Below are 12,747 nucleotides of genomic sequence, written 5' to 3'. Positions count from 1 at the left end.
CACGGCGCACGGCGCACGGCGGGAAGAGCGGGCGTACGGCGGGTATGCCGGGTGTGCGCCGTGGCCGGCGTGAGCGCGGGTGCGATCGCCCGTCGGCGCTCGGCGCTCGGCGCTCGGCGCTTCCGCGCCGCGCACTGGCGGGTGCGGGGGTGCGGGTGCGGGCCTCGGGCGGCGACCGGGCGGGCCGGGCCGGGCCGGGAGGAAGGTGAGCCGCTCGTCGCGGCGGGCCGCCCCCGCTCGGGTGGTGCGGGTGACGGGCCGTAGGTCGTGCGGCCGGCGGCGCTGTCGCGCTCGGGCGGCGGGTGCCGGGGAGAAGGCGGCGGATTCGCCGTTCAGTGCCCCGGTGGTTCCGGTGGTCCCGTCCCCGTGGCCCGCGTGGGGCCCGTGTGGTTCCCGCGTGGGGCCTGCGTGGGGTCCTACGGACTCCCACGGCTCAGGGGATCTCCGCGATGCGGGGGGCTCCCGGTGGTGCGGGGCTCCCGGAGACGCGGCGGGCTTCCGATGACTCCCGTGGTTCAGGGGACTCCGGCGGTCCTGGTGAGGACCCCTTGGCCGGGTCGGTCGCCGCGAGGTCCGCGGCCACGCCGGTGGTGGTGCCGGCAGCGGGCGGTGTCCGGTGGCGGCCGGGTACCGGTGGCCACGTCCGCGGCGCGCAGCGCGTCCTGCGCGGCGCCCTGCCGGGCGGGCCGTGTCCATGAGGCACCCGGGTCGGCGGGCCCGCCGGGGGCCCGGTCACCGGGCCGTGGCGTGCCGTGCTGTGGCGTGCCCTGCCGTGCCGTGGCGGCGCGGTACGTCGGCTCAGATCGCGGCCTTCTTCAGGCGACGGCGCTCCCGCTCGGACAAACCGCCCCAGATGCCGAATCTTTCGTCGTTGGCGAGCGCGTACTCCAGGCATTCCGAGCGGACTTCGCAGGCGAGGCAGACCTTCTTGGCCTCCCTCGTCGAGCCGCCCTTCTCCGGAAAGAAGGATTCCGGATCGGTCTGTGCGCACAAGGCGCGCTCCTGCCAGCCGAGTTCCTCTTCCGCGTCCTCGACCAGCAGTTGCTGGAACAGCTCGGTCATGTGCGCCCCTCGTCCGTCTTCGCGTTCCCCGTGCGGCGGCCGAACGGCCTTTTCCGGTCGAACGACACGGGTGAAATTACAGGTGTGTAGCTCTCGGGCCGTCAAGCGGAGGTCTGCTATTGGGCCCGGTATTCACTCTGCGGAACCAAGGCTATGCGGAAAGTGTTCAAATCACCAAAAACCTGACACATGCCACTGGCCTGCCCCGCACCTTTCCCGACGCGGCTGCCTGCATACAGAGAGACGTAACCGACGCCCGAGTGGTTGAAATCCGACGGACAAAGCGATCGGGATCACAGCCCGATCACGAACGCGCGACGGGGTTTACCCGCACGGCTGCTGCGCCATGTGTCCCCGCCTGGACACCCTCAAACCTCCAGTCGGCACCAGTAGCCGGATAAGGTGAAGAAATACGTTCAAACAGGGCATCGAGTTGACAGTGGCGCGGCCGATTCGCAACCTTTGGGGCATGCCAGCGACCTTCTCGCACCCCGCGACCCACCTCCGTGGACACCGCAGTGCCGTCCAGGCCGGCTGTTGCCGTACCGCTTCGCGCCGTCCCTGCTGTCGCGCGCACAGCGGTTGTTGACGGCGGTTCACCGGGGAGTCCTCCCCGAGCGTCCCGTCTCCGCCTGAGGGCACCCGGCACTTCGCGCCGCGCCCGCGGCCGGGGGCGCGGCATCCAACGGCCTGTTTCGCGAGCCGATGTGCTTTTCCCACAGGTTCCCTCATCGGTTTCCCTGACCGGTTCCCCCACAGGGGATCCGTCGCGGGCAACGCGCGCGGCAATCGGCGTCGCGGCCGGCCACTCACCACAGGTGGTAGGGGCGATGGCGCCACGAGCCCGCCGTCGGCACCGGCAGGCAGACGCCGGCGGTTTCGGGCAGGCACCCACGCGCGAACACCGGAACACCGTCGGACGGCCCGCCGCAAACAGCGGCGCCGCGGCATCCGACGGCTGTCCGCACACCAATGCGAGACGGAATCGAACGTCGCAATCGCCGCAGCTCTGACGTTTTTCTGCACACTTTCTGACCGATTCCTTACCTAGGGACCGCGCACTTTCATGAACAGCGACAGTGACCTGCAGATCGCCGGGGATCTCTTCGAGGTCGAACACCTACTCCTGCCGCCGAAGGAGCACCCGGGGACGGTGGCCGAGTTCGCCGGACTGGCGCGGACGCTCGCGGCGGACCGCGAGACCTGGGGGCCCCTCGTCCGCTACGACGCGACCACCCGCTGGTACCACCGGCTGCGCACCGGCCCCGGCTACGAGGTGTGGCTCCTGTCGTGGCTGCCCGGGCAGGGCAGCGGGCCGCACGGGCACGGCGGGTCGGCCGGCGTCCTGAGCGTCCTGGACGGCGAGCTGACGGAGCGTACGGCCGCGGGCGACAGGACGCTCGGCCGCGGGACGCAGCGCGTGTACCCGCCCGGGTACGCGCACGACATGGTCAACGCGTCCCTGGAGCCCGCCGTGAGCCTGCACGTGTACTACCCGGGCCTGACGGACATGCCCATGCGGCCCGTGCCGGACGCCGCGACGGGCCGGGCGGGGACGCCGTCGGCGGCCGTCCCGCGGGACACGCGCGCGGACACCGCGCCGGGCCCGGCGGGGGCCGTGGCCCGGGGGCCGGTCGGGGCCCTCGCGGGGGAGGCGTCGCCGGGCGCGGGTCCGTCCGTCCTGCCCGGCTGACACACTTGGACCATGCGCATTGTGGTTCTGGCCGGTGGCATCGGCGGTGCCCGTTTCCTGCGTGGCCTGAAGAAGGCCGCGCCGGACGCGGACGTCACGGTGATCGGCAACACCGGAGACGACATCCATCTGTTCGGGCTGAAGATCTGCCCGGACCTCGACACGGTGATGTACACCCTCGGCGGTGGCATCAACGAGGAGCAGGGCTGGGGGCGCACGGACGAGACGTTCGCGGTCAAGTCCGAGCTCGCGGCGTACGGGGTGGGCCCGGACTGGTTCGGGCTCGGCGACCGCGACTTCGCGACGCACATCGTGCGCACCCAGATGCTCGGGGCGGGCTACCCGCTCAGCGCCGTCACCGAGGCGCTCTGCGCCCGCTGGCAGCCCGGCGTGCGGCTGCTGCCGATGTCGGACGACCGCGTGGAGACGCACGTGGCCGTCGACGTCGACGGGGAGCGCAAGGCGGTGCACTTCCAGGAGTACTGGGTGAAGATGCACGCCTCCGTCGACGCGCAGGCCGTCGTGCCGGTGGGCGCGGACCAGGCGAAGCCCGCTCCCGGGGTGCTCGAGGCGATCGCCGCGAGCGACGTCGTCCTGTTCCCGCCGTCGAACCCGGTGGTCAGCATCGGAACGATCCTGGCCGTGCCCGGCGTCCGCGAGGCGATCGCGGAAGCGGGCGTGCCCGTCGTCGGCCTCTCCCCCATCGTCGGCGACGCGCCGGTGCGCGGCATGGCGGACAAGGTGCTCGCCGCGATCGGCGTGGAGTCGACCGCGTCCGCGGTCGCCCGGCACTACGGGTCGGGCCTGCTCGACGGCTGGCTGGTGGACACGGTGGACGCGGCGGCGGTGCCGGAGATCGAGAGCGCGGGCATCCGCGCCCGCGCCGTCCCGCTGATGATGACGGACCTGGAGGCCGCGGCCGCGATGGCCGCCGAGGCGCTGGCGCTGGCCGAGGAGGTGCGGGCATGACCGCCGGCGCCGAGGCCCCCGCCGCGTACGGGGTACGGGCCCTCGGCACCTCCTTCCCCGAGGTGCGGCCGGGCGACGACCTCGCGAAGCTCATCGCCGCCGCGGCCCGGCCGGGACTCGCCGACGGCGACATCCTGCTCGTCACCTCGAAGATCGTCTCCAAGGCCGAGGGACGGATCGTGCGGGCCGACGACCGCGAGGCGGCCATAGACGCGGAGACGGTGCGGGTGGTCGCCCGGCGCGGAGCGCTGCGCATCGTGGAGAACCGGCAGGGCCTCGTCATGGCGGCGGCGGGCGTCGACGCGTCGAACACCCCCGCGGGAACGGTCCTGCTGCTGCCGGAGGACTCCGACGCGTCGGCCCGCGCGCTCCGCCGGCGCCTGCGCGAGGAGCTCGGCGTGGACGTCGGGGTGATCGTCACCGACACGTTCGGCCGCCCCTGGCGCAACGGCCTGACGGACGTCGCGATCGGGGCCGCCGGTGTGAAGGTGCTGGAGGACCTGCGCGGCGAACGGGACTCCCACGGAAACCTGATGTCGGCGACGGTGGTCGCCCTCGCCGACGAACTCGCCTCGGCCGGTGACCTGGTGAAGGGCAAGTCCGCCGGGATGCCGGTGGCGGTCGTCAGCGGACTCGCGCACCTGGTGTCCGCGTCCGACGGCACCGCCCGCCCCCGCGGCACGACCGCGGGCCCCGCGACGGGCGCCGGCACCGATGCCGGGGCCGGCCCGGCGGGCGTGGCACGCGCCGCCGCGGCCACCGGATCCTCCGCGGCCGGATCTCCCGGAACCGGGCCCTCCGGGGACGGGCACGGAGACGGGGACGGCGCTCGCGCGCTGGTGCGGGTCGCGGCCGACGACATGTTCCGGCTCGGCACCTCGGAGGCCGTCCGCGAGGCGGTGGGCCTGCGCCGCACGGTGCGGGAGTTCACGGCGGAGCCCGTGGACCCGGGCGCGGTCCGGCGCGCGGTCGCCGCCGCCGTCACGGCACCCGCCCCGCACCACACGACCCCGTGGCGCTTCGTGCTGCTGGAGTCCCCCGCGTCGCGGACCCGGCTGCTCGACGCGATGCGCGACGCGTGGATCGAGGACCTGCGGCGCGACGGCAAGTCGCCCGACTCCATCGCCAGGCGCGTCCGGCGCGGCGAGGTGCTGCGCCGCGCGCCCTACCTGGTCGTGCCGTGCCTGGTGATGGACGGCTCGCACACGTACGGCGACGCCCGGCGCGACGCGGCCGAGCGCGAGATGTTCGTGGTGGCGGCGGGCGCCGGCGTGCAGAACTTCCTGGTGGCGCTGGCGGGCGAGCAGCTCGGGTCGGCCTGGGTCTCCTCCACGATGTTCTGCCGCGACGTGGTGCGCGAGACGCTGGACCTGCCCGGCACCTGGGACCCGATGGGCGCCGTGGCGGTGGGGCGCGCGGCCTCGCCGCCGCCGGTGCGGGCTCCGCGTGCCGTGGAGGACTTCGTCGCCGTGCGGTGAGGGCCGCGGGCCGGGCGGATCGGCCGTACGGCCGCCCCCGGCCCGGTGGTCGGCCCGTCCCCGTCCCGGCGGCGCTCGGGCCGCTGCGGCGGGAGCCGCCCGGCCGCACTCGTCGCACTCGTCGCACTCGTCGGACGCATCGGACTCGCCGGACGGACCGGACTCACCAGGACGAGATGTCGCCGATCGCCATGCGCGGCGCCCTGCGGGCCGGGGCGCGTCCGCTGAGCAGGATCAGTCGTACCGCGCGGTGCCGCTGGCCCGCGTAGGGGGCGAGCAGCTCCAGCATGCGCGCGTCGTCCGCGTCGCGTTCGCCCGCCAGGACATGGCCGACGATGCCCGGCAGGTGCAGGTCGCCCGTCGTCACCGCGTCGGCGGCGCCGTTGGTGCGCTGGACGACCTCGGCCGCCGTCCAGGGGCCGATGCCCGCGACGAGGCACAGCCGTTCCGCCGCCGCCTCCGGCTCCATCGCCGCGGCCTCCTCCAGACGCCGCGCGACGCGTACGGCGCGCAGGATCGTGGACGAGCGCTTCTCCTCGACGTTCGCCCGGTGCCACTCCCAGGAGGGGATGCGGGCCCAGGTCCCCGGCTCGGGCATGACGTGGAGGCCCTCGACGGGCCCCGGCGCCGGTTCGCCGTACTTCTGCACGAGCGCGCGCCAGGACCGGTTGGCGGCGATCGTCGTGACCTTCTGCTCCAGCACCGAGGGGATCAGGGACTCCAGCACGAGGCCGGTGCGGCAGAGCCTGAGACCGGGCCTGCTGCGACCCGCCGCGAGGACTGCCCGGTGGCGCGGGACGAACACCGACGGGTCGTCCGACTCGCCCAGCATCTGGGGGAGTTGGCCGAGCAGCCAATCCGCTCCGGGTCCCCACGCCTGCGCGTCGACGCTGCCGTCGGCGCCCTGCGCGAGCCGGATCGTGGCCGGGCCCGCCGGGGTGCGGCTCGCCCGCCAGATCATGCCGTCGGCCGTCTGCCGGAACGTCGGATCGGCCGGTCCCCGGCGCAGCGGGCCGAGCACGAGCCCCAGGTCGTAGGGGCCCTCGGGAGGGGTCCAGCGCCGCCGGAGGCCCGGTTCGGCGCCCGCGCGCACGCGCAGGGCCGACCTGGGGCGGGGGGCGAAACGGCCGGCCATGGATCCTCGGGGAGTGTGCTGCTGCGTGCGGGCGGGTGCGGTCCGGCCGCGGGGCCGTCCGGTCGGTCGGGACGGCGCGCGTACGGGTGACGTGCGCCGGTGGTCGTACCGAGCGTACGGCGTCGGCGGCGCCCGGTCCGTAGCACGGGTCACTCCGCCGCCAGCGGCCGCACCGCCACCGGAAGTGCGCGCCCGGACACCGCGCCCACCCCGCGCCGCCCCTGCCCCGGTCCTCCTGCTGGTGCCGGCGCCGGTGCTCCCGCGAAGCCCGTCGGCCGTGCCGCGGCCACCGCCGGCCGCCGCGGCCCGCCCTACGCGTCGGACGAGAAGCGGATCGCCGCGTCCGGGACCTCTGCGCCGCACCAGATCCGCGCGCCCTCGCGCAGCTCGTTGTCCGCGCCGACCCGCGCGCCGTCGCCCACGACGACGCCGGACAGCACCGTGCGGGCGCCCACCCGCGCCCCGCGCCCGATCATCGAGTCGGTGACGACCGCGCCCGGCTCGACGACGGCGCCGTCCAGGACGGTGGAGCCGGCGATCCGCGCGCCCTCGCCGATCACCGCGCCCGCCCCGATCACCGTGCCGCCGGTCAGCTTCGCGTCCGGCGCCACCTCGGCCGTGGGCAGCACGAGGCGCTCCCCGCAGCGGCCGGGCACGGCCGGGGAGGGCGCCCGGCCGAGGACGAGGTCCGCCGAGCCGCGGACGAAGGCGGCCGGGGTGCCCAGGTCGAGCCAGTACGTGGAGTCGACCATGCCCTGGAGGTGCGCGCCGTCGGCGAGCAGCCCGGGGAACGTCTCCCGCTCCACGGACACCGGCCGCCCGGCGGGGATCGCGTCGATCACGGATCTTCTGAAGACGTAGGCGCCCGCGTTGATCTGGTCGGTGACGATCTCCTCGGGCGTCTGGGGCTTCTCCAGGAACGCGGTCACCCGTCCGGTGCCGTCGGTCGGCACCAGCCCGAAGGCGCGGGGGTCGGGGACCCGGGTCAGGTGGAGCGAGACGTCGGCGCCCGCCGCGCGGTGGGTGTCCACGAGCGCCGGGATGTCCAGGCCGGTGAGGATGTCGCCGTTGAAGATCAGCACCGGCTCGTCGGGGCCGGAGTGCAGGCGCCGCGCGACGTTGCGGATCGCGCCGCCCGTGCCGAGCGGGTCGACCTCCGTCACGTACTCCAGATGGAGGCCGAGTGAGGCGCCGTCACCGAAATACGGTTCGAACACCTCGGCGAGGTAGGAGGTGGCCAGCACCACGTGTTCGACCCCCGCGGCCCGGGCCCGGGCCAGCTGGTGGGTCAGGAACGGCACGCCGGCCGCCGGGACCATCGGTTTCGGCGTGTGCACGGTGAGCGGCCGCAGCCGGGTGCCCTTGCCTCCGACCAGGAGGATCGCCTCAGTCACCTGTCGTCTCTGCTTCCTGCCGGGGCCGCTGAGCGGCCGTGGTCCGTGCCACGACGGGTTTGCCATGTGTTGCCGCCGTCTTGGGGCGTTCCATTCGTACACCGGTACCCAGCATTCCGATCACCCGATCACCTGATCAGACGTTCGGAGGGTGCGAAGTACGCTGTCCGGCGTGAACGCCAGCGAACGCACTCCGGCCGATCTCCTGCGCTCCGCGCTCGCCGCGGACCCCGCTCGGCCCCTGGTCACCTTCTACGACGACGCGACCGGGGAGCGGGTCGAGCTGTCCGTCGCCACCTTCGCGAACTGGGTGGCCAAGACCGCGAACATGCTCCAGGACGACCTGTCGGCGGGGCCCGGCGACCGGGTCGCCCTGCTGCTGCCCGCGCACTGGCAGACCGCCGTGTGGCTGCTGGCGTGCGCGTCGGTCGGCGCGACGGCGGAGATCGGCGGCGACCCCGCGGAGGCGGACGTCGTCGTCAGCGGCCCCGGCACGCTGGACGCCGCACGCGCCTGCGGCGGCGAGCGGGTGGCACTCGCGCTGCGCCCGCTCGGCGGCCGCTTCCCGCAGCCGCCCGAGGGCTTCGCCGACTACGCCGTCGAAGTCCCCTCGCACGGCGACCGGTTCGTCCCGTACGCGCCGGTGGACCCGGCGGGCGCGGCCCTGCGCGTACAGGAGCCGGACGGCGGCGCGCCGATCGAGCTCACGGCCGCCGCGCTCGTCGCGCGGGCGGCCGCCGACGCGGACAAGCGCGGGCTCGGCGCGGGCTCTCGGATCCTCTCGGCACTTCCGTACGGCACGTGGGAGGGGCTGTCCGCCGGGCTGTACGCGCCGCTCGCGGCGGGCGGATCCGTGGTGTTGTGCCGCAACATCGAGCAGCTCTCCGCCGAGAGCCTCGCGCAGCGCGTGGCGAGCGAGCGGGTCACCGACCGCGCGCTCTGAGACCCGTTCGCCCGGGCCCCGTTCCCGCCGCGCCGTCGGGGGCAGACGGACCCATGCCCCGGCGCGGCGGGCCTCCGGGCTCCAACGGCCCGCGCGCCGGGGCCCGATCGGGGGAAGGACGCGCACAACCAACCGCCTCTTTCGCCCGTCTACCCGTACGACCGGCGGCGCCTCACGCCACCGAAGTACCGAAGGACGGACACAGACGTGAGCGAGAGGGCCGAAGCCGCCACGGGCGGCGGAGCGGGCGGCGCGGACGGCGGCGGCACGGACCCGTCCCGTACAGGGACTCCGGACGCCCCCGGTGGCGCGGAAGCCGGTGCCGGTGCCGGTGCCGCGGGAGACTCTGACATCGATGCCATATCCGCGGGCGGGGACGCACGCGAGGACGCGGCCGAGGCCGAGGGTTCCCCGGCCCCCGCGGAGACCGGGGGCCCGGCGCCGGCCGAGGATTCCGACGCCCACGGTGCCCCTGGTGACACCGCGGACGCGGCAGGCGCCGCGGACTCCGCGACGCCTGAGGACACCGCGAACCGTGCGGACACGGGCGACGCCGCGGAACCGGCCGGCGCCGGGAACCCTGCCGACACGACCGAAGCGACCGACACGGCGGACGCCACGGGCTCCGCGGACTCGGCCGGCGCCGCAGCCGCCGCCCCTTCCGAGACCGCCGCACGCGCGGCGGAGGTCGCCGCAACTCCCGCCCCGGGCAAGGCCCGTGGCCGCGATCACACCGGGACGTCCGGCAGGCGCGGCGCGCGGGCCGCGGCGGCGGAGAAGGGCGGGCGACCGCGCCGGCGGCGCACCTGGCTGCGGTGGGTCGCGGGCGGTGTCGGTGTCGTCGTGCTCGCGACGGCGGGAGCGGGCTGGTGGTTCTACCAGAAGCTCGACGGCAACATCACCACCGACCACGAGGCCGCCTCGGAGCTCCAGACGTATGCGAAGGAGCGCCCGACGCCCGTCGCGCTGGACGCGCTGAACATCCTGCTCATCGGCTCCGACAGCCGCTCGGGCAAGGGCAACGCGAAGTACGGGCACGACGAGGGCGGCACGGCGCGCTCCGACACCACGATCCTGCTGCACCTCGCCGCGGACCGGAAGAGCGCCACGGCGGTGTCGATACCGCGCGATCTGATGGTGCACATACCGAGCTGCGGCAAGCCGGGCGGCACCACCACGTCGGCGCAGTTCGCCCAGTTCAACTGGGCCTTCCAGTTCGGCGGCACCGCGTGCACGACACGCACCGTGGAGAATCTGACCGGGGTGCGGATCGACCACGAGATGGTCATCGACTTCAGTGGGTTCAAGGACATGGTCGACGCGGTCGGCGGTGTGCAGGTGTGTCTCGACAAGCCGGTCGACGACCAGGAGGCGCACCTCAAGCTGCCCGCGGGCGAACAGACGGTGAAGGGCGAGCAGGCGCTCGGCTTCGTCCGGGCGCGGCACGGCATCGGAGACGGCAGCGACACCGAGCGCATCGAGCGGCAGCAGGGGTTCCTCGGTTCGCTGTTCACGAAGCTCCAGAGCGACGGCGTGCTGCTGAACCCGACCCGGCTCTACCCGGTGCTCGACGCGGCCACCAAGGCCATCACCACGGACCCCGGGCTCGACAGTTTGCGAGATCTCTACAACCTCGCGCACTCGATGCGGGACGTCCCGGCCGACAAGGTGCAGTTCCTCACAGTGCCCCAGCAGCCCTACGGGCCGGACCCCAACCGGGACGAGCTCGTGCAGTCCCAGGCGGAGCGGCTGTTCCGGCAGCTGCGCGACGACGCTCCGGTGACGGTGCGGACGTCCGGCTCGCCGACGGACCCGGGCGCGGGCGCCGGGACGTCCTCGGGCACACCCTCCGGCGGCCCGTCGGACGCGCCCGCGGAGTCCCCTACGGCGTCCGGCGGTAAAGACTCCGGCAAATCCGCCGCGGGCGGGAGCGCGTCGGCTCCGGCCTCCCCGGGAGCCTCGGGCTCCCCGACGCCGGGGCCGACGTTCACAGGAACCAATGCCAGTGTCGGCCTGTGTGAGTGAGGCCTGTGTGTGAACCGTGACGGCGGTAACCCGCGGGCCCCATGACGATTGGGCGTATTGCCCGCTTGTAAGTACGCACCCGTCCGGCACCGACGTCGCTCCCCGGCGAACCGGACGGATAGTGTGTCGCGATCCGGTGCATTCGGCCGACCGCCGCGCGCCGCCGGATCGAAGACCTGGCGCCCGAGGGGAGGCGCTTCACGTGGCACCGACGGAGGATTCAGGCAACCGTGGATGCACAGAACCGTGGGCAGGGCGAGATCGACCCCGCCGACCAGTGGGTCCTCAACCCGGAAACCGGCAACTACGAGCTGCGACTGGACAACCCCGCAGCGCAGCCGCCCTCCCCTCGCTCCGGTGAGGCACCGCCCCGTCGCGACGCGTCCGGCGGCGCGCCGCGCGACTCCTCCGGCGAGGCCGGGGGGCGTGCCGGGCGCCGGCAGGCGGCGGCGCGGGGCGCGGACGCCCCGGCCCGCCGCAAAGGCGCGCCCGACACCGCGGACCTGCCCGGCCAGCGCAGCCGGCGCAAGGGCGCCGCGGCCGCTCCCCCGCCCAGCCGCCGCAAGGGCAAGGGCGCGAAGAAGTCCGGCAAGAAGAAGGCGCTGCTGTGGACCAGCGGCGTGCTCGGCTTCCTCGTGCTCGCCACCAGCGGTGGCGCGTACGCCTACTACCAGCACCTGAACAGCAACATCTCGACGATCGACGTCGGCGGCGCGGGCAGCCAGAGCAGCTTCGCGGCCGGCAAGCCCGTGAACATCCTGCTGATGGGCACGGACAAGCGGACCGGCGCGGGCAACGAGGGCTACGGCGACGCGGGCAGCGTCGGGCACGCCGACACGAACATCCTGCTGCACGTGTCCGCGGACCGGACCAACGCGACGGCGCTGTCGATCCCCCGCGACCTGATCACCGACATCCCGGACTGCGAGACCAAGGAGCCGAACGGGGAGACGAAGGTCATCCCGGGGACGCCCGACACGCGGTTCAACACGAGCCTCGGCCAGGACGGCCGCGACCCGGGCTGCGCGATGCGGACCGTGCAGGAGCTCACGGGGGTCAAGGTCGACCACTTCATGATGGCCGACTTCAACGCCGTCAAGACGCTGTCGACGGCGGTCGGCGGCGTGCCGATCTGCGTGGCGCACGCGGTGGACGACCCGAAGTCCCACCTGAAGCTGACGGCGGGCGAGCACACCATCGAGGGCGAGCAGGCGCTCGCCTTCGTGCGTACGCGGCACAGCTTCGGCACCGGCAGCGACCTGAGCCGCATCCAGGTCCAGCAGCAGTTCCTCAGCGCCCTGCTGCGGCAGTTGAAGTCGAAGGACACGCTCAGCAGCCCGACGAAGCTGGCGAGCCTCGCCGAGGCGGCCACGAAGGCGCTGACGGTGGACACCGGCATCGGGTCGATCAAGAAGCTGAGCGACCTCGCCCGCGAGCTGTCCAAGGTCAACCCGAAGAACATCACCTTCGCCACGCTCCCGGTCGTGGACAACCCGGCCGAGAAGATCGTCCACGCGACGGTCGTCGTGAACGAGGCCGAGGCGCAGCCGATCTTCGACGACCTGCAGAACGACTCGTCGCTGACCGAGGTGAAGAAGAAGTCCGCCCCGGCGGACAGTGTGCTCAAGGGAACCAAGGCCGCCGCGGACGACGTCCGCGTGGACGTGTACAACGGCGGCGCAGCGGACGGCTCCGCGCAGTCCACGCTGGCGTGGTTCCAGAACGACAAGCAGGCGCCCAAGACGACCAACAAGGGCGACGCGGGCACCACCGTCGACAAGACGACGCTGGAGTACGCGCCGAACCAGGCCGACCAGGCGCGCACCGTCGCCGCCTGGATGGGGCTGCCCGCCTCGGCGCTGAAGAAGGGCACGAAGGACGCTGTGGGACTCCAGGCGATGAAGCTGACCCTGGGGAAGGACTTCAAGGGCGCGGGTGTGCCCCTGTCAGGTCCGGCGAAGGTGTCGGACAACGTGCAGCGGGTCGAAGCCGACAAGCAGGTCTGCGCCAAGTGACGCCCATGCAGCGGCGCACGAGCAGGTCCTGAA

At 74.0% G+C, this 12,747-nt stretch carries 9 protein-coding genes; 6 read left to right on the top strand and 3 right to left on the bottom strand.

Annotated elements, in window-relative coordinates; translation table 11 throughout:
- Window positions 1-798: 798 nt before the first annotated feature.
- Complete coding sequence (locus L1885_RS02995) at window positions 799-1,062, bottom strand: WhiB family transcriptional regulator (RefSeq protein WP_030742398.1); 264 nt, start codon at window positions 1,060-1,062, stop codon at window positions 799-801.
- Window positions 1,063-2,128: 1,066 nt separating this feature from the next.
- Here L1885_RS02995 and L1885_RS02990 point away from each other — a divergent pair.
- The 3 genes from L1885_RS02990 to L1885_RS02980 are packed head-to-tail and all read left to right on the top strand — an operon-like array spanning window position 2,129 to window position 5,202.
- Window positions 2,129-2,755, top strand: coding sequence for a cupin domain-containing protein (locus tag L1885_RS02990; protein ID WP_235795366.1), 627 nt, complete (start codon window positions 2,129-2,131; stop codon window positions 2,753-2,755).
- Between the two features lie 12 nt (window positions 2,756-2,767).
- Window positions 2,768-3,724: a 2-phospho-L-lactate transferase gene (gene cofD, locus L1885_RS02985; protein ID WP_235795365.1), complete on the top strand. Its 957-nt coding sequence runs from the start codon at window positions 2,768-2,770 to the stop codon at window positions 3,722-3,724.
- Complete coding sequence (locus L1885_RS02980) at window positions 3,721-5,202, top strand: coenzyme F420-0:L-glutamate ligase (RefSeq protein WP_235795364.1); 1,482 nt, start codon at window positions 3,721-3,723, stop codon at window positions 5,200-5,202. Before cofD ends, L1885_RS02980 begins: the two co-directional genes overlap by 4 nt.
- A gap of 163 nt (window positions 5,203-5,365) precedes the next feature.
- On the opposite strand, the gene L1885_RS02975 is transcribed toward L1885_RS02980, so the two are convergent.
- Both L1885_RS02975 and manB read right to left on the bottom strand, forming a co-directional pair.
- Entirely contained in the window at window positions 5,366-6,337 is a 972-nt protein-coding gene (locus L1885_RS02975; protein WP_235795363.1) for a DNA-3-methyladenine glycosylase family protein, read from the bottom strand.
- 311 nt (window positions 6,338-6,648) lie between these two features.
- Complete coding sequence (gene manB, locus L1885_RS02970; protein WP_235795362.1) at window positions 6,649-7,731, bottom strand: mannose-1-phosphate guanylyltransferase; 1,083 nt, start codon at window positions 7,729-7,731, stop codon at window positions 6,649-6,651.
- Between the two features lie 172 nt (window positions 7,732-7,903).
- Between manB and L1885_RS02965 the strand changes: the two genes are divergently transcribed.
- From L1885_RS02965 to L1885_RS02955, 3 genes are all read left to right on the top strand, one after another.
- Complete coding sequence (locus L1885_RS02965; RefSeq protein ID WP_235795361.1) at window positions 7,904-8,674, top strand: TIGR03089 family protein; 771 nt, start codon at window positions 7,904-7,906, stop codon at window positions 8,672-8,674.
- Between the two features lie 207 nt (window positions 8,675-8,881).
- Window positions 8,882-10,699 (top strand): LCP family protein, encoded by a 1,818-nt coding sequence (locus L1885_RS02960; RefSeq protein WP_235795360.1) that lies wholly within the window; start codon window positions 8,882-8,884, stop codon window positions 10,697-10,699.
- 230 nt (window positions 10,700-10,929) lie between these two features.
- Window positions 10,930-12,714, top strand: a complete 1,785-nt coding sequence (locus tag L1885_RS02955; protein ID WP_235795359.1) for an LCP family protein — start codon at window positions 10,930-10,932, stop codon at window positions 12,712-12,714.
- Window positions 12,715-12,747 lie beyond the last annotated feature (33 nt).

Origin of the sequence: Streptomyces fuscigenes (assembly GCF_021556455.1) — a bacterium.
In the GTDB taxonomy this organism is placed as follows: domain Bacteria; phylum Actinomycetota; class Actinomycetes; order Streptomycetales; family Streptomycetaceae; genus Streptomyces; species Streptomyces fuscigenes.
This window is presented reverse-complemented; position numbering and strand designations above follow the sequence as displayed.